The sequence below is a fragment of the Sphingomonas sp. 77B genome (assembly GCF_056497825.1).
This window is the reverse complement of the sequence record NZ_JBWMBY010000001.1, coordinates 1,312,535-1,333,633: the sequence shown is the minus strand read 5'-3', so window position 1 is coordinate 1,333,633 and position 21,099 is coordinate 1,312,535. Positions and strand designations below refer to the sequence as shown.

Annotated in this window: 22 protein-coding genes; all 22 read right to left on the bottom strand. The window is 64.9% G+C overall.

Annotated elements, in window-relative coordinates:
• Positions 1-6: 6 nt before the first annotated feature.
• Entirely contained in the window at positions 7-2,052 is a 2,046-nt protein-coding gene (locus AC1GI4_RS06190) for a phage tail protein (RefSeq protein WP_479628948.1), read from the bottom strand.
• The gene (locus AC1GI4_RS06185; protein ID WP_479628947.1) at positions 2,040-2,462 is read right to left on the bottom strand and encodes a DUF6950 family protein; all 423 of its coding nucleotides are present in this window, start codon (positions 2,460-2,462) and stop codon (positions 2,040-2,042) included. The genes AC1GI4_RS06190 and AC1GI4_RS06185 overlap by 13 nt, the downstream gene beginning before the upstream one ends.
• The gene (locus AC1GI4_RS06180; RefSeq protein ID WP_479628946.1) at positions 2,455-3,024 is read right to left on the bottom strand and encodes a hypothetical protein; all 570 of its coding nucleotides are present in this window, start codon (positions 3,022-3,024) and stop codon (positions 2,455-2,457) included. The genes AC1GI4_RS06185 and AC1GI4_RS06180 overlap by 8 nt, the downstream gene beginning before the upstream one ends.
• On the bottom strand, positions 3,024-3,620 hold the full coding sequence (locus tag AC1GI4_RS06175; RefSeq protein ID WP_479628945.1) for a hypothetical protein: 597 nt from the start codon (positions 3,618-3,620) through the stop codon (positions 3,024-3,026). Before AC1GI4_RS06175 ends, AC1GI4_RS06180 begins: the two co-directional genes overlap by 1 nt.
• The gene (locus tag AC1GI4_RS06170) at positions 3,620-6,760 is read right to left on the bottom strand and encodes a phage tail tape measure protein (RefSeq protein ID WP_479628944.1); all 3,141 of its coding nucleotides are present in this window, start codon (positions 6,758-6,760) and stop codon (positions 3,620-3,622) included. The genes AC1GI4_RS06175 and AC1GI4_RS06170 overlap by 1 nt, the downstream gene beginning before the upstream one ends.
• Positions 6,761-7,066: 306 nt before the next feature.
• Positions 7,067-7,555, bottom strand: coding sequence for a hypothetical protein (locus tag AC1GI4_RS06165; RefSeq protein WP_479628943.1), 489 nt, complete (start codon positions 7,553-7,555; stop codon positions 7,067-7,069).
• Entirely contained in the window at positions 7,555-8,019 is a 465-nt protein-coding gene (locus AC1GI4_RS06160; protein ID WP_479628942.1) for a phage tail protein, read from the bottom strand. The genes AC1GI4_RS06165 and AC1GI4_RS06160 overlap by 1 nt, the downstream gene beginning before the upstream one ends.
• 13 nt (positions 8,020-8,032) lie before the next feature.
• A complete protein-coding gene (gene gp17 / locus AC1GI4_RS06155) occupies positions 8,033-8,437 on the bottom strand; it encodes a tail completion protein gp17 (protein WP_375243471.1) in 405 nt (134 codons plus the stop codon).
• Positions 8,427-8,858 (bottom strand): HK97-gp10 family putative phage morphogenesis protein, encoded by a 432-nt coding sequence (locus tag AC1GI4_RS06150; RefSeq protein WP_287423475.1) that lies wholly within the window; start codon positions 8,856-8,858, stop codon positions 8,427-8,429. The genes gp17 and AC1GI4_RS06150 overlap by 11 nt, the downstream gene beginning before the upstream one ends.
• Complete coding sequence (locus AC1GI4_RS06145; RefSeq protein ID WP_479628941.1) at positions 8,858-9,220, bottom strand: head-tail adaptor protein; 363 nt, start codon at positions 9,218-9,220, stop codon at positions 8,858-8,860. The genes AC1GI4_RS06150 and AC1GI4_RS06145 overlap by 1 nt, the downstream gene beginning before the upstream one ends.
• Complete coding sequence (locus AC1GI4_RS06140; RefSeq protein ID WP_479628940.1) at positions 9,220-9,765, bottom strand: head-tail connector protein; 546 nt, start codon at positions 9,763-9,765, stop codon at positions 9,220-9,222. Before AC1GI4_RS06140 ends, AC1GI4_RS06145 begins: the two co-directional genes overlap by 1 nt.
• A 15-nt stretch (positions 9,766-9,780) precedes the next feature.
• Positions 9,781-10,434: a hypothetical protein gene (locus tag AC1GI4_RS06135; protein ID WP_479628939.1), complete on the bottom strand. Its 654-nt coding sequence runs from the start codon at positions 10,432-10,434 to the stop codon at positions 9,781-9,783.
• 12 nt (positions 10,435-10,446) lie between these two features.
• Positions 10,447-10,896, bottom strand: a complete 450-nt coding sequence (locus AC1GI4_RS06130; protein ID WP_479628938.1) for a hypothetical protein — start codon at positions 10,894-10,896, stop codon at positions 10,447-10,449.
• Positions 10,897-10,965: 69 nt separating this feature from the next.
• Positions 10,966-12,267, bottom strand: a complete 1,302-nt coding sequence (locus AC1GI4_RS06125; protein ID WP_479628937.1) for a phage major capsid protein — start codon at positions 12,265-12,267, stop codon at positions 10,966-10,968.
• Between the two features lie 91 nt (positions 12,268-12,358).
• Positions 12,359-13,231 carry a S49 family peptidase gene (locus AC1GI4_RS06120; protein ID WP_205396477.1) on the bottom strand — a complete coding sequence of 291 codons (873 nt, stop codon included), beginning with the start codon at positions 13,229-13,231 and terminating at the stop codon, positions 12,359-12,361.
• Between the two features lies 1 nt (position 13,232).
• Positions 13,233-14,492 (bottom strand): phage portal protein, encoded by a 1,260-nt coding sequence (locus tag AC1GI4_RS06115; RefSeq protein ID WP_479628936.1) that lies wholly within the window; start codon positions 14,490-14,492, stop codon positions 13,233-13,235.
• Positions 14,489-16,240, bottom strand: a complete 1,752-nt coding sequence (locus AC1GI4_RS06110) for a terminase large subunit (RefSeq protein ID WP_479628935.1) — start codon at positions 16,238-16,240, stop codon at positions 14,489-14,491. Before AC1GI4_RS06110 ends, AC1GI4_RS06115 begins: the two co-directional genes overlap by 4 nt.
• 13 nt (positions 16,241-16,253) lie before the next feature.
• On the bottom strand, positions 16,254-16,721 hold the full coding sequence (locus AC1GI4_RS06105) for a hypothetical protein (RefSeq protein ID WP_240193717.1): 468 nt from the start codon (positions 16,719-16,721) through the stop codon (positions 16,254-16,256).
• A gap of 91 nt (positions 16,722-16,812) precedes the next feature.
• Positions 16,813-16,962, bottom strand: a complete 150-nt coding sequence (locus AC1GI4_RS06100; RefSeq protein WP_007405285.1) for a hypothetical protein — start codon at positions 16,960-16,962, stop codon at positions 16,813-16,815.
• The gene (locus AC1GI4_RS06095; protein ID WP_375243463.1) at positions 16,956-17,309 is read right to left on the bottom strand and encodes an HNH endonuclease; all 354 of its coding nucleotides are present in this window, start codon (positions 17,307-17,309) and stop codon (positions 16,956-16,958) included. Before AC1GI4_RS06095 ends, AC1GI4_RS06100 begins: the two co-directional genes overlap by 7 nt.
• Positions 17,310-17,472: 163 nt before the next feature.
• Complete coding sequence (locus AC1GI4_RS06090) at positions 17,473-17,910, bottom strand: DUF6362 family protein (protein WP_479628934.1); 438 nt, start codon at positions 17,908-17,910, stop codon at positions 17,473-17,475.
• Positions 17,911-18,202: 292 nt separating this feature from the next.
• Positions 18,203-21,046, bottom strand: coding sequence for a phage/plasmid primase, P4 family (locus AC1GI4_RS06085; RefSeq protein WP_375243461.1), 2,844 nt, complete (start codon positions 21,044-21,046; stop codon positions 18,203-18,205).
• Positions 21,047-21,099: the final 53 nt, after the last annotated feature.

Here is a 21,099-nt window from a genome sequence, read left to right as displayed (position 1 = left end):
CGGTGATCAGTTTTCGTTGGGAAGGCGTTCTTCAGGGTATCGGATAGGTCGCCCATCGCCGCCCGGCGGGCTGGAGCCGCCGCCTTCGGATGGTGGCGCGCCAGTTGCCGGGGTGGTCACCGACCCGAGATGGTGGCGGGCCGGCGTTGCTGAGTTGGGATAGGCATCGGCCGCGTTCGTCGTGGCGATGATCATGACTGCGCCACCAGCCCGCGCGGGGTCGTCATAATAGAAGAAATAGGCCGTGCCGCTGGTCAGTCCAGCGATCGTCAAGCCAGTCACCGCGACGGTGCGGTCCTGATAAACCCGGCTGTGGTCAGAGATTGTCGCGGTGGCGCTGCCCCCGGCATCGGTCGCGCTGATCGTAGCGCCCACCGTATAACTGGTGGTGATGAGCAGCTGCTCCACGCTCTGGTCAGCCACCGGAGCCGCTACGCCGTCGATCTCGCCGGTCGAGCGCAACGCCGGGACTGGCGGCGCCACGGCCGTCTGCCCGAGTGCATAGGCGTGCTTTGACGGTGTTTCGCCAGACAGGATAAACTTCCAGGCCATCCGATCCGGCATCGGCTGGCGCTTCATGATCACGCAGGGTTGCTTGATCAGCCCGTCGTTCGGCAGATCGACGATAAGCAAATCGCCGGGACCGTATTTGCGCAGGCGCGGCTTCACCACGATCTCGATCTCGCCAAGCTCACGCCGATCAAGCAGTTCATATGCACAGAGCTGCGCCGCCTGATCCTTTTGCTGGACCAGGTTGAACTGGCGTTCTTCGCGTTTCACCTCGCCATCGGCCGCAACAAAGGTCGGCACCGAAACCGGCTCGGTCGATGCGACATATTCCCACTTATGGTCCCGGCTTCGGTATTTCGGGATCAGCGTGTTCAGCCGCTCTTCCCACCCAAGGCCCGACGACACGACGATCTCGTCATCCGTCAGATCGACTTCGGTGATCGTATCCAGCGCTATCCGCGGCGCGCTGACCTTCAGCCCTAGCTGGCCGTTGCGGAAGCATGGTGTCGCTCCACCGGCCGCAAGGATGTCCTTCAGGTTCTGCCAACGGTTCGATGACGAACCAATCGCCGGCTCGAACACCACCCCGCCGACCTTCCACCCGTTCGCATCGCAGACATTGGCGAGATGGACGAAGTCTTCGACGATGATCGCTGAGATCGGCAGACCGATCCCCGCCACCTTGCGATAGGCCGTTCCAGCCACACGCGGATCGCGGTGATAGGCCCCCAGCGCATATTTCAGCGCGACGAGACCGGGGGATTCTGTGAAAGTCCATGTTGCCCGTGCCGCGTCATGGCCCACCGTGTCGGCTGGCGAAGCCCAGCGGTGTGCGCCCTGACCGCCCGTATAGCTGCTGTCTTTGCGCGGGTCCCAGGCCAGCTGTCCGCGCCAGACCGCCCCCAGCTGCGGCGCGCCCGAGGCGAACACCTTGCCGTCACGATCGAACAGCAGCGACCACGCGATGGCCGCGTGTCCCGAAAGGCGGTAATCGGCACCCCAACCGGGCGCGCCCACCCAATGCGGCTGGAGCGCGGAAGGCTCTGGCATCGCACCGCGCTGGACGGAAGCCCAAAGAAAGCCGGCCGCATATCCTGAAGCTGCACCTCCGGTGGTGGGAATGCCCAACGATACGAAGTCCGCCTGAGCATCGACCAGCCCCTCAATCGGGCCTGCACCCGAATAACTATCGACGATCAGCGCATAGGGGTTCGGCACCTTCTTGATGGTCGGACCGTACCCGATCTGATGCATGCGGCTGCCGCCGTAATAGGTCTCGCCGATTAGGAACGGCATTGGCTGATCGGTTCCGATTGTCGTCGACGACACCGATCCCTTCGCGGGCGGCGTCTTGGCCAATGCACTGGCGCCAACGCTGGCGGCTGCGCCAGCAATGCTGGCGGCCGTCGCGATAGACGAGAAGCTACCAACCCCGGCAATACCCCACCCGGCACCTGCGATGGCACCGGCTCCGGTCGCGGCCAGCGCGACCAGCCCCGCGACCATCGCGACCTTGCCCAACGCCCCGCTCACAGCCGCCACGCCCCGATGAATGGTCGCTCGCCTGCACCCATCAAATTGACGATGCCATCCGCCAGATGATCGTCATGATAGCCGATCATCTTGCTCCCTGCGCAGATGACGATCGCGTCGAAGCCATCGCCGCCTTCCATTAGCGCCAGGTCCCCGACCCACATCGCGGCCGGCGCAATGCGCGGGAACAGGCTGTCGAGCAGCGCCTCCAGAGTCGCGTGACCAGTGGCCTTCAACGCTGTCTTCGCACCTAGCGCAGACCGGAAGTCCGGGATTGCCGGGAGACGGTGCCCCAGCGCCCGCGCCTGCGCACGTGCGAGGTGGATGCAGGTCCGCCGATCACGCCAGTCGAACGGCCGCCCGCGAAACCGCGCGACGACCTTCTCGGTCGCGTCGACCCGCTGCGCCAGGTCAAGCACGCGTGTTGCTCGCGACGGTGCCACGCGGGCTGGACGCCGTACCCCAGGCAAATTCGGTCGGCAGGCCGGTGGCGTTGTCGAAGCCGCGCTCCCCGGGAAAGATCGACGAATGGAAGGCACTGGACAGCACGTTGCCCTCCACCTTGCCCAGCAGCCTCTGCGCCTGGGAGACGCAGTCAATATCGACAGTGCGCGAGCCTCGCTTGCTGCGCAGGGTCGTACGGTCCATCTGCCATTCCGCCTGAAGATCGGGTTCACCGATCACCCGACCGGTCGCCTCGTCGACCTCCGCAATCCAGAACCGCATACGCGATCCCTGATAAGCCGGGTTCGTCAATGCGATCGCGGCAGCGGAGCCGGGCGGCAACATTGTCAGCGTCCCGGACGGGATCACGTCCCCCACGCCTTCCTCCGGGACCTCGAACCCGCCTGCCGTTCCGAACACGTCGTCGGTCGACAGATAGGTCTCGCCATTCCACGTCACGAAGCCCCCGTCACACAGCAGAACGGTACGGCCGGGCAGTTCGGCCCTCAGCATGCCGACGAGCAGGATACGATCCATTATGCCGCCTCCTCGACGGTGAATTCGATGCTGACGAACTTCTCGACACTGATCGCCCAGGCTTGCTCATTGCCGTCCACGATCCCTTCGATCATCGGCCGGACCAGCTTGACCCTGTCGCCATCCGCAAACGGCCGACGCAGCATTTCGGAGAGGGGCAGGGTGGCCTTGCCCGCCGCGTCCGCCAGCGCCTGACCCGCCACATTGTGCAGGAAGTGCTGGCCATCCGCGCGCACGACGTTCAGCCAGTATCCTTCGCGCACGACGCGGCCGGGAAACAGCCCCCGGATGTTCAGCGACGTTCCCGCCTGACCGACGCCGTCGACCACCGCATCTTCGCACGGCTGCACATCGACAAGCGGCCATTCCACCCGCAGGCCCATCCGTTTGGCACGTATCAGGCGAGAGACGATGATCCGCCCCTGCGCCGCCTCGACGAAGGGCGGAAACGTCATCGCCGCCTTGTACCGCGACCCCTGCCGATCGACGCGCAGCAGCTCCGCACCGGTCGACGGCCGCAACACGCCGCCGAAGTCGAGCAGGGCAGGGGTTGCGCTGTTCGGCACGGCCCAGTCGGGCAGTTCGATCACGGCCATCAGTCGAGGCTCTGGCGTGCGCGCATCGCGTTCGACCGCCCGGCCGAGCGCGCCGTCTGGACGGACACCGGCCCGGCGATCGATTCTACGCGCGGCTGGAACAGGCCGCCTTCATCCATGATTAGGCGGATGATCGGAGCCGTCTGTTGCTGGCGCGCGCCGCGCCCGCCGTTTGGAACGATCGCACCGGACACACCCGGCGCGAACAGCTCCGGCCCTTCCTCTCCGACCACATACCACTCCGAATTGCTGACCCCGCCGCCCTTTGCCCGTCCGCCACCGAAGGTCCGGGCGAGGAAGCTGCCGATGCCCGACAGTGACCCGCCAGAGCGGTTGCCAGCCGCATCCGCGACACCGAACAGGCTATTGGCGAGTGGCCGGATGATCGCCTGCTGGATCGCGATATCGACCAGCGAGGCAATGATCCGCTTGCCCATGTTCTGGAAAGCGTCCGCCAGTTTGGCGGTGCCCAAAATGGCATCGGTCAGGCCTGTGTTGAGCTGGCCCAGCGCATCGACGGCGCCGCGCTCGACATCCTCTCCCATCGCAGCCGACGACCGGTTGATGACGCGCAGATAGGCAGCGCCCGGCCCTTCGCTACCGCGCATGATCTGGTCGCGCCGCTGGCCATAGACGTCGTCGAGCAGACCTTTGCGCTTCTGCGCATTGGCCCACTCGGCAGACGCGGTCGCTTTGGTTGCGAGGATCAGATCGAGGTCCGCCTCTTCCTGCTGACGCTGCAGGTCGAGGAGTTTCAGCTCGAGCGACCGCCGTTCAGCCAGGTTGTCGACGCCGTCGATGCGCAAACGGAGCGCGTCCTGCTGCGCATCGTTGTCGGCTTTCGCGAGGTCATAGCCCTCTTGCTCCAGTGCGCGGTTCAGATCGGCATCGATGACTGCCCGCTGATAGAAGATCAGCTTGTCACGCTGGGCCAGCAGCTCCTGCCGCTTGCCATCGGTCAGCCCCTTGTCGAGGTCGAGCTGGCGCGCATAGGCCGCTCGATCTTCGTCCAGCGCCGCCATCTCTGCCCGGTGCCGAGCGCGCGCATTCTCGGTCATGTCCGCCTGCGCGCGCAGGATCTCGACACGCGACCGGCCGAGCTCGTCGAGGTAACTGGCCTCGTCGCGCTCGGCATCGCGGCCCTTCTTCTTCCGCTTCTTCTCCGGATCGTCGAACGACATATCGATCTTGGCGGGAGCCGCCGTTCCGGCCGCCGCAATGGCCGCGTCGAGCTTGTCGAGATCCGCGAGCCGCTGGTTGAGCACGTCATTTGCCGCGACCAGATCCTTGGCGGCACCGGTCCGGTTCTTCGTACCCTTGAACAGCCTGATCAGCGTATTGACCGGCGTCGTCGACGCGCCCGACTTCTCCCGCGACCGCTCCTCGACATACGCGGTCCGCGCGAGCATCAGGTTCTTGCGCGCGGTGGCGATGGCTTCGGCTCCCTGCTGCCGGAGAGCTTTGGCGTGCGCCAGTGCCTCGATCCTCGCCTTGCCGGTCGCGGTGGCCAGCTGGAGCATGATGTCGCGGCCCTTGGACTGGTCAGCATTCAACTGCTCCTGTGCCTGCTGCGTCGCCATCGATGCTTCGCTCAAGCGCAGGAACATCGGGATCAGCAGCGACAGGCCAGTGACCAGAAGACCGATCGGTCCCGCGACACCAATGAGCGAGGTGCCCAGGCGACCGAGCAGGGATGCCGCGCCGGCCTGTAGCGCCAGCTGACCCAGCAGCCGGATCAGGACGCCGACCGGATTGATGATCGCTGCAAAACCGAGCGCGATTGGACCGAGCCGCAGCGCGAGCAGCGGCAGCGCGATCTTCGCCAGCCCCACGGCCGCGATCGTCAGGGGACCAATGGACGCTGCCAGCGCACCGACCCCGACCGCCAGCTTGTAGAACCATGGCGGCCCGCTCGCGATCGCGTTGAGCATGCTGGCGGATGCATCCTTGATCAGCGTGAACGCCTGAATGAGACCCGCCTCCCCGATCGCGATCTTCAACCGTTCCCAGGCGCTGGCCATCCTCTGGGTCGCAGCGGCCTCGCCATCCATCAGGATCTCGATTTTGCGATCCGCGCTGGCGCGGTCGATCTGCGCCTGCACGTCGGCGATACCCTTCGCGCCCGCCTGCATCAGCGCGAGCGCGACGCGCATACCGTCTGTCCCGAACATCTCCGTCAACGCCTTCTGACGCGACCGATCGTTGAGCGGCGCCAGCGCCTTGTTCAGCTGGTTGGCCACATCACCCAGCGATTTTGCTCCGCCGGTCTTCACGTCGAAAAATTGCAGATTGAGCCGCTTCATCACGCGCTCGGCCTCTTTCGAGGCTGGGACCAGCGACAGCAGGAACGTCTTGAACGACGTGCCCGCGTCGCTGCCGCCCGTCATCAATGGAATGACGGCCGCCAGCGCGGTATTCATGTCATCGAACTGATAGCCCAGGCCGCCGGCGATGCCGCCGACCATGCCGATGGCGTCCTTATAGCCGTCGAAGGACAGCTTCGACGCGTCGAGCGCGCCGCTGACTTTGTCGACGACATCCGGCAACCGGCTGGTCGACATATGGAATTGCTGAAGGATATCGGTCGTAGCGTCCGCCGCAGATCCCAGATCGGTCTGACCCAGGACGCCGAGCTTCAACGCCGCCTCCAAACCGCCGGACAGGATGTCGGCCGCATCCATACCATTCTTTGCAAGGGCCTCGATCGCGCCAGCGGCCGCGATCGCGCTCTTGCCCATCGCCGGGCCCAGCTGAAGCGCCGCATTGCGCAGCTTGTCCAGCTGATCGGGCGAGGCGTCTGCCATCGCCGAATGGACGTTGTTCATGGCGGCTTGGAAATCGGAGGCCGTGTCCTTCGATTTCTTGCCCAATATGCCGAGGGGAACGCTCAAGCCGAGCGTCATCACCAGACCGGCGCGCTGCACCTGATCGCCGATCTCTTTCATCTTATCGACGATCCGAAGCGCCGCGTCGTCGATGCGCTGCGCGGTATTCTGCATGGCAGCCACCATGCCCGCGCCTTGCTGGTCGAAATCCTGCCGCGTCTTGCGAACAGCCGCCCGGTTGGTCGCCATTGCGGCGCGGAACGACTCGTCCTTGACGCTCATCGAGAAGACAAGCGACGCCAGCAATGCCTGCATGTTAAGGGATCCTCGTGATTTTCAGCGCGACGCCAGCGCTTGCCATGGCGGTGAAGACCGCCAATCGCTCCTGCGCTGTCTGCGGGCGCGATGGCGCCGCAGCCGACCGCATGGATTTTGCATAGTGAGGGAAGGGGCGGAGCCGTTCGACGCGGTGGAAACGCTCACCGTTCCACGCACCGAACAGCGCCAGTTCATAGTCCGCGCGACGCCGCGCAATCGCCCCGGCAATCGCGGTCTGATAGGTCGCCGGGGACTGAAGCCAGAAAGCAGCAGGGTCGAACCCATATTCTGCCCACTGTCGCTCTAGCGCCGCCCAGTCGGTTTTTTGTTCCGGGGAGCGCGGGCGGGCTTTCCCGGCTTGGCCGCATCGCCCACCTCCGGCTTGGCTGCATCAGCCGGTTCCGGCGTCGGCTGCGTCGCCTGAAGCGCCTCGCGAATGACGGTGCCGAAGCGATCGTCACCGATATCGTCAATGATGTCGTCGACGAGGTCGGGCGTCACCTGCGGGTGATGCTTGCGCATCCCGTGCCAGGCCAGATCGCGCAGCACCGAGATCTTGACCCCGCGCAGCGCCGCGACAGCCTTGGCGGCGAGGGCGGGGGGCATTTGCGCCCCCTCGGACATCGACAGGGCGATGGCGGTCGCGGTCTGCGGATCGACGTCGGGCATGCCGTCCGCCACCACCGCGAAGAAGCCCCGGTCATATTGCTGCTCGATCGCGCAGCGGGCCGATGTGCCCAGGAACAGCGTCCAGCGTTTGCCCAGGGCGTCGAACACGACTTCCCCGCGCATCAGGCACCACCTCCGGCGGGCGCGGCATAGGCCTTCTCTTCGCTCGCGCCGGTGAACTGAAGGTTCAGCGTCGTCTGCATCAGCTCACCGACCTTCATCGGCCGGCTGCGGCTCTTGATGTAGAGGAAGCCGTCGATCTGCACCTTCCCCTTCCCGTCCTCGTCAGGGATCACCTGACGGAAGGCGCGCACCTTATGCATCGCCTCTCCAACCAGCACGTCGCTCGGCCCGCCAGGGATATAGTTGAGCAGGAGGGTCCCGGTACCGGGATCGACCATGCCGGGCTTGCGTTCGACGCGCTTGCGCGGCGACTTCATGTGCGTGACGGTCACGTCATCCGCTGCGTCCTCGGGCGGATTGATCTCGACCACTTCGTCGAGCTCCACCAGGGCGCCCTGCGCGTTCGCCAGCCAGAATTCACCACCCCAGGCGATCTGGGCTTCGCTGTTGCCGTCTGCGTCCATGTGATTTGCCTCCTTAGGCGTTGTGCGTGAAGATGAAGTCGATGCTTTCGCGGTACAGCTCGCCTTGCGGCTGGCCTTCGGTGGCTCCTTCCTGTTCCATGCCAGGCCGGATATTCGCGATCGCGGCGCGCTGAAAACGGACCCCCTCGATCTGGGCGGCCGGCACAAGAATGACGATCGCCATCTCTCGCAGTTCTGCCGCTTGCTTCGGCGATGCCGCCCAAATGTCGATCTGGACGCGGGTCTGCCGCGTCTGAAAACCCTTCATGTGCTGCGGGCGCGGGTCGCTGATGATCTGCAACGTCGTCGCCGGCAGCGTGCGCCCCGGCCGCCGCATCCAGTCGATGCGGCCTGACATCGCCGCCTTGTAGACTGCGTCATTCAGCAGCCGGGCCGACAGCGCCGTTTCAAGACCCATTGTGCAGGTCCTTCAGCATCGCCTCGGTCAGGCTGGACATCACGATCGCGCTGGCATCGTCACGCTCCGCGTCCCACGCCGGCCGCAGGAACGGATGGGCAGCCGCCTTGACCGTGCCGAACTCGACCATGAAGGCATAGAACGGATCGTTTTTCCCGCCTTGGCGGGGGCCGATCAGGACCGTCGTCGCACGGACGTCGACCTGCCGCTGCGCTGCGGCCATACCAATGACCTTGACCGTGATACTGTCGCGCAACCGACCGGTATCTACCGGGGCCAGGCGCCGCATTTCAGCAGCGATGATCTCCGCTCCGGCTCGCAAAGCCTCGCGCTTTTGCGCCGTCGTCGGCTTCGCGATCCGGTCCAACTGGCGCTCAAGCCGGTCGAACCCCTCCGTTTTGAAGGTGAAGTTCCCGGCCATCAGCCGACCCTTCGAGTTGCGGCAATGTCGATCCATTTTTTACGATCGATCGGCGTGACCGCCTTGATGTCGTACAGCGAGCCGTCATCGCGCGCGGGATAGCGGACCCTGTCCGCCGGGGTCAGCCCCTGAGGTGTGTCAGGATCGAGACCCGGCTGCCACCTGATGCGGAAAATGACAGGTGCCGTCGCCGCATTTTCTGCATTGGCGTAACGCTCATGCCCCCCACCAGCGCGATAGGACGACCATACCTCTACCAGAATTTCGGGCGCGCCAGGAACGTTCTGGAACCCATCATGACTTGCCGGGCCATCACGCTCGATCCGGATACGACGATCCAACTTACGTGCGTCCATCGCCATCAACCCATCACCGGAACGCGATCGAGGTCGATAAGCATGTCGATTGCTGGAGGCAGCTTCTCCAGATTGCCGCCGTCATAAAGATGCTGGATCATCATCAGTGCTGCGGCCGTCAGATTGGGGACCTCGCTCAGCGCATCGACATAGCCAGCCGTGAACGTGATCGTGACCGCCCCGGGCCCAGCCAGTGTGGCGGGCCACGCTCTGCCGGGCAGGGGGACAACCAGGCCATCCGCTTGACGCCACGAACCGCCCGTGTCGATCACGACCCCGCCAGCGTCGAGACAGGTCACTGTCTCGACGCTGACGACGGGCGAGACCGGCAACCGAATGGTGTCGGTGAAGCCGTCCAGTCGGACCATCCAGCTCCGGCGCTGGAGCGACACCGCAACATGCTTTTCGATCCAGCGCAGCGCCGTCAGCCGCAGGCTACCCACCAGCGTGGCGTCATCGTCGCTGTCGCGCCGCAGCTGTTGCGCGACAAGGTCGTCGGGCAATACCGCAGCCGCATTGAGCGGGGCGGTCGCACGGATCGTGATGGCCATGGACCGCCCCCTCTCTTACTTCGACGCCTTGCCGGCCTTGGCCGAGGTGCCGTCGTCCCCAGCCTGATCGGCCGCCGGCTTCGTCGCCTCCGCCAGCTGCTGTTCCAGCTCGGCGACACGCTGATTGGCCGCCTCCAACGTCTTCTCGGCCTCGGCCCGGCCGGTTTCCGCCGCGCCGAGATCCGTCTGCACACGCACCAGTTCGTCACGCGCGGCGGTATGGGCCTGCCGCTCGGCCGCCAGTTCCGACTTCAGGACCTCCGACTTCTTGGCAAGATCATCGCCCTCGGCGTTCGCATCCGCCAGTTCGGCGATCAGCCGTTCCAGCTCGCCTTGGGCCGCGGCGGTCTGCTGATCGCCACCCGCGAGCAGGACGTTGCCCGGCCCGCTGGTCGCACGCTGCGGAGCATCCAGGCCGAGCGCCAGTTCGCCAGCACGGCCGCCCATCGCGAAGCGCCGATCACCGGGCGTCACGACCTCGGCCACGGTGGAGGGCGGAACGATGGGACGGTAATCTTCGCCGACCAGGCCGTTCTCGGTCACATAGCCAGCCACGCCGAGGCGGACGAAGTACAGCTCGCTGTCTTCGCTGCGCTTGACCTGCTGGCCCAGCTCGAAAAACTCGGGCGGGATCGCCTTCGTCTCATAGTCCTGAAGGAATTCGATCATGGGGATGCCTCCTTAACGAACCGTCTGGGCGACGGTGCTGGACTGGTTGGCACCGGCCGCGCCGTAGCGAGGGTCGAGGCCAAGTACGAGGGCGGAGAGGAAGCTCGGCGCACCGCCGATGGTGATCGTCAGGCGGACGAACTTGAAGCCGCCGTTCTTGTCGAGATCCTCCGGCCGGATGTTGATCAGCGCCTGCTTGCTGTCGCCGGTGGCCTTCACGATCTGGCCGATCGCCGATCCCGCCACCGCCTTGGCGCCGGCGCCGGCGTTCGACATGGCCTGCTCGAAGCTGGCGTCGACGGTCGCGCCAGCGCCAAGGACGCCGATCGAGATGATCGCGAGCAGCGAGAAGAAGGTGCGGGCATCGACCCACGGCGTGGTGATCGTGCCGGGCGCCGCCTGGGCGGGGTCGATGACGGCCGCGATCCCAGCGCGGTCCGAGGGGTTCAGATTGCTGAACATATGATGGTCCTTATGCTCCGGCCGTCAGGGGACGACCGGCCCGCGCGTCGCGCGGGTCCGGGGCTGGGCTCAGGCGCGCTCGGCGAGCGCGACGAAGTGCGACTTGGTGGTGTTGCCGTTGGCAGGGGTCACCGGCTTCGACAGGACCGGCTGGCCGCCGATCCGGAACACCCAGCGGAAGGCGCGGATGTTGTAGTCGAAATAGAGGTGGATGGAGTCCGCGAAGCTGACGCCATTCTGCTTGCGGAACGCCTCATACCCGTTCGGGTTGACGAACTGGATATCGCCCGCCTGACCGATCGAGCGCGAATGCTCGTTGAAGATCACGGGGCGGCCAAGGAGCGTGCCGCCGGGCGAAACCTGATAGTTCGGATACCAGAGCGGCACACCTTGTGCGGTCTGGATTTCCATCAGCGAGGGCAGGACGTCGCTGTTCATCAGCCAGCTCGCCTGCGTCGGCATGATCATCCGCGCGAACATCTTCGCGATGTTCTGACGCACGATCGTGGCGGCGCCCTGACCGTTTTCCTTCTGCACAAAAATGGTCGCGGCCGAGTTAAGCCAGCCCAGCGGCTTCTCGAGACCGTCGCCATACATGTACGCATCGGCCGTCTTCCAGCGGATCGCCCCAGCCGCGTGCTTCGTCAGCAACGTCGACACGCGCGGTGCGTCCTCCAGCAGTTCCTCGGTCGCCAGGACGAATGCATAGAGCTCGCCCAGCTTGGTTTCGCGCGGCGTCAGGTCGAACCGGCTGGGCTGCATCTGCTCGCCCTCCGAACGCCAGGCCGCACGCACACCGCTCGACCCCCACGGGGTCGTTTCGTCACCCAGGCCGATGACGCGGTTGGACCCAGTCGGGTCGGCCGAAATGAGGTCCATCACCGGATCGTTGCCGTCGTCGAAGACGAGGTTGACGATGTTCTGACGGAATTCTGCCGGGACCAGATAGCTGCCGGTGGTGTCGCCGCCTTCCATGTGGACGTTGCTCGGAGCGGCGAGGCGATCGTCGACGCGGTAATGCTGCCCGGCCGCCGGGTTGGCGAAACGGACGGCCGAGGCGAATTCGGCGAGGTTGTTGAACCCGCCGGTGTCGAGTTGGGCTCGCGGCTGGGCAGCAACCGTGCCGACGGGCGGGCCGGTGGCGGGGGGCGTTGCGTTCGGTTCGGCACCGATCGCGCTGGCCGCCGCCATGGCCGCTTCGGCGCGCTGGATCTGGGCCGTCAGGCGCGCCAGCTTGTCGGTATCTTCCTTGTCCGCCGCCTCTTCCTCGGCCGTCAGGTCGCGGCCTTCGGTGATGGCGGTGTTGAGGCGTTCCTGCTGCCGCTTTGCGACCGAACGCGCCTCCGTCTTCAACACTGCGATATTGATCATGATCGCTTTTCCTCTCGGGCGCGTGGCCCACAAAAAAGGGCGACCGAAGCCGCCCGTTTCGTCCCGGTGGACGAACCTCAGATGACCGCCGTCAGATCGACAGCGCCATCTCCATCGCCGCTGCCTGCCGGCGCATCAGCGCCAGGCGGTTGCGGCTGGAATTGTATTGCGACACGACGTCGCGCAGCGTCGCGACCCCGTCGATCGCGCCGTTCGCCAAGGCCTGCTTGGCGGAAAAGGTCTTGCCGGTGCCGTGGATACCCGCGACTTCGCTCGCCTTGATCCCCCGGCCACGCGCGATGGCGGCTGCGAAGGCCGCGTTGCTCTCGTCTACCGACGCCTGAATTTCCGCCCGCGTGTCATCGTCCAGCGGGGCGTAGGGATGGCCCGCGATCTTGTCGGGATGCGAGGCGACCAACGTCGTCTTCACGCCGATCTTGTCCTCAAAACCGCTCATGTCGATGTGCCCGGAGCGAACGCCGACAGAGCCCACTTCGCCACTGGTCGTGCAGTAGAAGCCGCTGCCCTGCGAGCCCAGCCAATAGGCTGCCGAGAAGCAATACGGGTCGGACACGGCGATGACCGGCTTGGACTGGCGCACCTCAAAGATCGCATCACCGGCCTCGGCACAGCCCCAGACATACCCACCGGGTGACCGGATCGCGAGAACGACAGCGCCGATCTTGGCGTCGGCACCGGCCTCACGCACCCGATCGGCGATGACGTCGTAATAGGTCGAGCCCGACAGCCCACGCGGCGCCAGCGTACCGGTGATCGGAATGATGATCGTGGCTCCGTCGCGGATGGGATCGGCTTGCTTGGCCTGCTGCGGCTGGCCACCCATCAGCGAAGCGAAACCGCGCACGCTGTCGGGCAGCATCGCGTCGATCGTACCGGAGCGTAGCTGCGCCGCCAGGAAGTCGGGGTGCATCGCCCACAGGGCGGACGCGACGGTCATGTCCATCTCAGTTCACCTTGTCCTGCGGGGCGGTTTCCCCGCCCGTGGCGGTATCAGCCGCACGATTGCTGTTGAGGGCGGCACGCGGATCGCGCGACCAGTCTTCATTGAGCGGCGCGAGCCCGAACCAGCCGGCGCGGATCTCGTCGATGCTCATGATCGATCCGGTCCGCGCCAGGACTGCGTTCTTCCACTGGGTCGCGGCATCGCCCCGCAACATGCTGTCCAGATTGAACTTCGCGCGGACACCGGCCGCTCGAATGTCGGGCGGCAACATGCGGACGGTGATCGCCTGTTCGATGCGCCGCGTCAGCGGTCGGACGGCCCAGTTGACGAAGCTGCGCGTGTCCTGCTCGTTGTTGCCAGCATTGCCGCCCTCGTCCGAAACCATTGATCGCGGGATACGCCAGTAGCGCGCCAGCTCCAGCGTCCGCTGCTTGAACAGGTCGACCAGCTGATCGTCGTCGTTCGAGCTGCTGACCGACTGATATTTGACGCCCTGCTCAAAGACCGGGATACCGCCCTTCTTCCACGTCGAAACACCGTCCTTGAGCCGGCCGTGGGATTCTTCGTTCAGCTTCTGCTCGGTCGTCACCACACCCGCAGGGCGGCGATCGTTACGGAAATAGGCACGCGCACCGACCTCCAGCGCCAACTGAAAGTCGATCGCCCCTTTCGCCTGCTTCCAAGGCACCATCGGCTGCAGGCGACCGTCCGACAGCGTGGTGAACCAGAACAACTGCTGCGGCAGCAGCCGACGGGTGGTTGTCTCCGACTGGTAGACCACCGACATGCTGCGCTCCCCCCATTCGGAGACGACGCGCAGCGGATTGAGCGGCCATACCTCGACGCCGTCATACCCCACGGTCGGCTCGGCAAACGCCTCTCCGCGCAGCACTGCACAGAACGCCATGGCGGCCCAGAACTCCGCACCGGTCTGGAGCGGGTTGGGCTCATAGGCCAGCGTGTTGGCCAGCGGGAAGTCGTTGCGCGCGCCGCGGTCGTCCCTGAAATCGAGCCCCATGCTGCCGACCGCCTCGGCAATGATCGACGTGCAGAAAAAAACGGCCGCCACGCGCGCGGCCGTCTCTGCCGTGTTCGCCTCCGCCGTCTGACCGGCGATGACGTTCCACACCTCATCCCCGAAGAAGCGGCCGTCCGTGACGTTCGAGGGGGCAGGGCGGCCAGGCACCGGCGCCACCGCATAGTGGCCTTCGGATGTGTTGAACCCGCGACGGGTTCGGACGTAGCTGTCTGGTCCCGTCACAAAATCACCATCCCACGTTCGTTGTAGACGAAGCCGCCAGCGGCCTCGGGGTTTTCCGTCATGAGCATTACGGCGTTCATCATCGCCGCCAGCGGGTCGATCTTGTCGCTGGCGGACGCCTTCACAATCGCGACGGCGCTGGTGCCTCTCGGCTCCATCTTGGCGTTGCCGATGCACCACTGCATCAGCAGCGTGCCGGCATGACGAAGCGTTCGCGCCGCGACCTTTCGCGCAGACCCTTTGATGGCTGCGCTCAGCTTATATCCCTGCGGGATCGCCCGCAGGTTCTTCTCCGGATCGAACTCCCGGGCAGCAAGTTCGTCGACGATTGCGGACACGCCCACGGGGTCCAGGCCGATGGCCTCTTCTTCGGGAAAAAGCCCGGCATCGCGGACCCGTTCAAGGATGTCACAAACGCCCCGAACGTCTTCCGTCAGCTCTTCGTCATCGGCCTTGCCATCGTCGTCTTCGATGAGCGCACCGGGATCGCCTTCGGGCCGCTCCGGCATGACACAACGGACCAGCGTACCCTCTGCGACGAGCTCGTCCAACTTGGTGGCAATGTCTTGCCTCCGGACCCAGACTACAGACCATGCCCAGGCACGAACCCAGACCAGCCATCGTTTCGATCCCTTTTCTCGGCCGATCAGACATAGACCCAGGAGGTCGTCCAGGCCCCCGCCGTCGATGCCTGCAACGATGACCTCGCTGCGGCGGATCAAATCCTCAAGGGTAAGGGCTCGATCGACGGCGGCATCCCAATAGTCCGCGCCGGTCCAGCGGTCGCTGGAAAGCCGCGTCCCGATTTCAATGTTCAAGTGTTTGGATAGAAAAATCTGAAGCAGCCCAGGTTCGCCCCGTTCTGCCTCCGCCAGCTTTTCTTCCAACCACTCCGGGTCGACCGAGCGGCCGATGTTAGGATTGGTGATGTAGAAGTTGGCCGGGTCGCGATACGCCTTCGTCTCGATCATCTTGACCGGGAACTCATACAGCATACCGAGTTTGCGCCGGTCGATGATACGACCATCACGGATGCCCCGAAACAGGTCCAGCAAGCGCTTGAACTCGCCGCGTGGCGCTTCGTCCGAATGCGTCGATAGATACACGACGAAGCCTTCGGGGCGGCTGACTAGGCCACCCTTCGCTTCCATCAGCATCGCTGCGGCCTTCGGGTTCTTACCGAATAGCCAGACCTCCTCGACCAGCACGAATCCGGCCTTGGTGCCCCCCACGATCTCGCTGTCCGCTGCGATGACCTTCAGTTCCGAGCCGTTGGCCAAATGCCTGATAGTCCGCAGATGCTCGACCGGCTTCAGGAGATTGCGCAGTTCCGGGTCGGCGCGAACCATACCCATCGCTGGCGTGAAGACGTTGTTCGCGATCTCCTTCGTCGGCGCGAGGACGAGAAGGAGGTTTGAGGACCGCCAGTTGAGGATCAGGGCCGTAACCATGATCCCTGCAGCGATCGTCGATTTGGCGTTCTTCTTGCTGATCAGGAGGAAGAACTCGTTGATCAGCTGCCGCGCCTGTGACGGATCGTACGCGCCGAAGATGACGCGAACGAAGTCGAAAACGAATTCCTCACATGCCTCTCCAAACGTCGGTTGACCCGGAACGTCGACGATCCGGAGACCCTTGAAGATGGCAAGGGCCTCCTCGGCCTGATCCCGGAACAGCGGTTCTGGCACGATCGGGCGGCGCTCTACGATCCGCGTTTCCCAATCCGGGCACGCGGTGGACCATTCCATCGGACGCATCGTATCAGTTCAACAGGGCCGGGCCCTGCCGGGGCTGGTACTTCTTTACAGCCTCCTGGGCGGCCTCACGCTCTGCGACCTTCTTGCCCTTCGGTCGGTTGCTCTGCCGACCGCGCTCGACGACGCGATCAGCCAGCTGCTCAATGGCGGCTTTGTCCAAGCGCTTGAACAATTCCTTCTCGGCAGTGACGTTACCGTCGGCTGCGGCATTGTTCAGCCGGGAAAGCTGCGTCATTTCCATCCGCAGCTTGGCATCCTTGCGTTTTGCGACTTCGGAAAAATAATGTTTGCGCAACGTCGGGACCGAGATCCCGATCGCCGTTGCCGCCTCCTTTTCGCTCCGGCCCATGGCAAACGCCAAAAGGACCTTGTTGGAGTTTTCGCGAGACCACGAATGTTCGGGCCTCCCACGGGCTTCCTTGGTCGGCAGAACGGGGTCGCCAAACAGGTCGAGCCCTAAATCTTCCGACATGAGAAAAAAATCTCCAAGTGAGAACACCTGCGGTCTGGAGCCGGGTGCCCTTCGTCAGTTTGCACCCCCCCCGGGGTTGTCTTCGCCGACCTCAGCGTCTGCCGAATGCTCGCCGCACGAAATGCCACCAGCGACGATCATCGCGCCACATGATCACCCGGCCGTCCCTTTCTTCAAACCATGTCCGGCGTCTGGCCCAGGTCCATAAGTCGTCGACGATGCAAGCCAATTCAGTCAGCATGATCTTCGCTCCTCGCGCTGCTTCAGACTATCGTGACACGGCTTGCACAGGCACCAGAGGTTGCCTTGATCCCAGAACAGCGCCTCATCGCCGCGATGTGCCTTGCGATGGTCGGCGACCAGCTGCGAGGTGTCGGGCTCAACCCGACCGCAGCCGGGCCACTGACAGGTGAACCGGTCGCGCAGCAGGATCGCCATGCGCAGCTTCTGCCAGCGCGATGTCTTGTACCAGCGACGCCAGGGACGCTGGTCGCGGACGCGGTCGCGCTCCTGCCGAGTGACCGGCGCACTCGCCAGCTTGGAGCGGAGCGTCGACAGACGCGGCCGCAGGCTGGTCAGCTTGCCCAAGTGCAGTTCTCTGAAAACGCGAAGGGCGCCGTGACCGAAGCCGCGACGCCCTTCGAGGGTAGGGGAGGTTCGCTATGACCGCCTAAAGGCCCGTCCCAGCGTGATAAGAAATAGGCCGATTTCGCCCGATAGACGAACAACAAAATGTTCGGCCGCCGCACATTCACCGGCTTGACACGCTCCCGCCTGCTTTTCTGCGGGTTTGCGCCGCGACGATGGCAGCGAGGGCGCGGCCATACCGCATGCGCAGGCCGTCCGCGCCCCGCTGTAGGCCCATCCGCCGCAGCAGCTTGACCCACGAGATCTCCCGCTTGCCCGCCGCCAGCTGGGCCACAGCCAGTCCGACCAGCTTGCGATCGTCAGGATCCAGCACGGCCAGCCAATCGAAGGCCTCTTCCATCTCGGCCACTTCCTCGCGGGTCTGGGACGCCAGTCGCATCGGCACGTCGGAGCTGGTCCCGTCACCGCCGCGTGCATCATAGTCGCCCAGCAGAGGATCGCGGCTGATCTCTGGCCAGGCCGAACGAAGCTGCTGCCACCCACGTTCGCGATCCGGCGTCCGCCAGCACGTCAACACCGCCTCGACGAGGCGATCTTCCACTGTGGCCGCGTCCATGCCCACAGTATCAGGGAGCTTAGGATTGTCCTTCCCAACAGCGGGAGGTTCATTGGGAGGATAGAAGTCGCAGAAATCAGCCATTTTTGATACCTTAGGGAGCTTGGGAGGGAAATCACGGAAGGTTTCTCATGTGCGCGCCTATGTGCGCGGGCGCGCCTGCACGCACGGCCACCTTCCTGAAACTGCCTCCCGACCCTCCCAGCGCTCCCGGAATGGCGGAAAACCGCGATTTCTTGCCTCCCCGCAACCTCCCGCCGACCAGAGGTTGGGAGGATCAAAGCGGTTCATCATCGGCATAACCAGCACCCGTGGAGGGGTTGGGGGAGGGGGGTGTCGCACCGGGAGCGTCGATCACGCGCGGCGACGGCAGGTCGTCGGCGATCGGCTTGCCATGCTCGTCGACGAAATCGGACGGCGAATAGAGCGGGTGGACGTTGTCCCACACCATCGAGGAGGACTTGCGCTTCTTGAAGCCCTTCTTCTCCATCTGACCCGCCAGATACTTCGGCGACCACGGTTTGCCGCTGGCGGCCAGCAGCTGCGCCCAGGACTGCCACGCGGCGAACAGTTCGTGCAGCGCGGTCGAGCCGATTGACTCGCCGGGCACCTTCTGGATGCACAGGTTGAGGAACTGGCCCAGAAGGTCGTTCTCCTCCTGATAGGAGCGTGTGGCATCCTCCACGGCCTTGGGGCGCGGCAATCCGCTGTCGAGATAGCGCAGGGCACCAGCGACCATCCGGTTCAGGATGCCTGACGCCTCGGCCTTCAGCTTAGCCTTCAGCAGCGGGTCGGCCCGCTCGGATGGCACGATCACGTCGAACGGGATGATCTCGACACGGCGCTGGATGCCATGATCGGTGCCGATGCGTGGCTTGTGGTTGGCGGCCACCGTGTTGGTGAAGGTGACCTCCAGCTGGAATGGCGGCTTCAGCAGCTCGCGCACACCGCCGATCGGCTCGTCGCTGGTCATCGACTTGATCAGACCGTCGGAGAATTTCGACCCCTCTTCCGGCTCATTCGCATAGACCATGCGCCGCCCGGCCAGCGCCGCCAGATCGGGCGATGCGTCGGAGCCCTTGCGATACTTGCCCTGATCGATGAAAGTCTCGATCGCGGCCGCCCAGGCATAGTCGCCGAGGATGTGGGCGATGGTGTTGAGCCAGACGCCCTTGCCGTTCGACCCCTGACCATAGAAAATCGACATCTTCTGCGCGTCAGCCAGGCCAAGCGAGTTATAGCCCGACCACACATCCAGGAATTCGCGCATCTCGGGATCGGGCTGCACCTCCTCCAGGAACGCGTCATAGATCGGACACTTGGCATCAGGCAGATATTCGGCCGCCGCCATCTTCGTGATCTTGTCCTTGCGGCTATACGCGACCAGCTCGACGCGCGCTGGCTGTCCGTCCGCCGGTCGAGAAAAGATCAATGTGCCGTTGGCGACGTTCAGCCGCAACGGATCCGTGTCGAAATCTTCGGTTCGCGCCGCCAGCCGCGCTTCCGCCATGCCGGGCAGCGCCTTGATATGGCTCGCGCCCTCGGACGTGCGGCCCCACTTCGAAATGACGTCGGACAGCATGGTGATCGTCCCGTCGCGCGCGACCTTCACGATCCGGTCGAGCTTGCCCTTCTGCTGCGCCTGATGCGCGCGGATCTGCTCGGCATCCCAGCCGATCTCCTCCGGCTCCGGGACGCCGGTGCTCTTCACGAAATCGGCCTCCGCCTGAATGGCGCGCGTTGTGTCCTGCACCGCGCGGCCGAGCAGCGGCACCGCCATGTTCCGGCTCCATCGCTGACCGTCCCAGGCCAGCCAGCCCCATTGTTCGACGAACAGGAAATTGGCGCCATGGCGCTTCAGGAAGCGTTCGAGGTTGCCCAGGTCCGTCTGGGGCAGCAGTGCGCAACGTTGTGCCGCCTCGGCCTCTCTATCGACCTCAGGCCCTTTCCCCTGCCGCTCCAAGGCAAGGGACCCTCCCGCTTGGGAGCTTGCAGCATCATTGTCCCCACGGGAGGGGGAATGGGGGCGAGAGGGGCCACGATCGGCGCGGCGACGCGCGGACTCGATCACGGCCGACAGGTCGCGCGGCACGGCCATGCCGGCGGTCAGCCCGTTTTCGATTGTCCGATGCGCCAAGGCGACATCGTTAAATCCCGTGACGGCACTTTGCAGCAAGGCTCGAGCCATGGTTTCGGACAGCACCCCGGCACCGACGAACTGGCCCACCGCATAGGCTGACGCGTTGGTCTGATTGTTCCGTGTCCCACCAGGCGCGTTGCGCAGTTTCTCCTCTTCGGCCGATACGGCCGACAGCACATACTTGCGCACGGCCGCCTCGACGGGATCATCACCGCTCCCAAACGGCCGGGGAGGCGTGGAAGGTCGAGCGGACGCTGGCTGGTCGCCAGCGGCGTTATTCGCTTTGCTGACCTTGGGAGCGCGCAGGATCGCGATCAGCTCGGCCGGAGCCTCGGCATAGGCCGCGGTATCCCGCCAGTCGCCACGATCGCGCAGCCAGCGGTAATCACCCGTCGCGCTATCGGCCGCCTCGATGCAGCTGCTGGGCGCGCCGATCACATAGCCGCCCGCGCCGCGCACGTCGACGTGCAGCGGCAGGGAGCCCTTGTTCCGGATCGGCTCCCCCTCCGGCTGGCGGAAATAGACGTGCACGCCGCCCGATGGCGTGATCGCCGTTACCGATCGCGGCAGCGGGACCCCCATCTGCGCCTCAAGCGCCGCCTTCAGCTCCTCCAGCGTGCACAGCCGCTTGACCGGATTACCGTCGTCGTCGCGCTGGACCTCGCCCGTCTCCGGATCGATCACCTCCTCCCAGCGCGGGTCGAAGTCCACGACGAACATGCCGTTCGCACCCTGCGGCAGGCCGATCATTGCCTCCGGATTGCGACGCCACCATGAGCGGATCTGACCCTCGTCACGCGTCGCGGCCTTCAGGCCCTTGCCGATATAGGGCTGCTTGGCCTTCGACCGACGCTCTTCGTTGGTCTTCTGATCGATATAGGGCGCGCTATCGCGCTCACGGCACGGGAACACCGGCCAGCCGAGACGAGCGTATAGGAGCGCTGCCTGCCCCATGGCCGACAGCGAGGATTCTTGAACCACGGATGATGCCCCTGAATGGATGTCACAGGCATTGCCCGGCCTGTGAGCGGGTC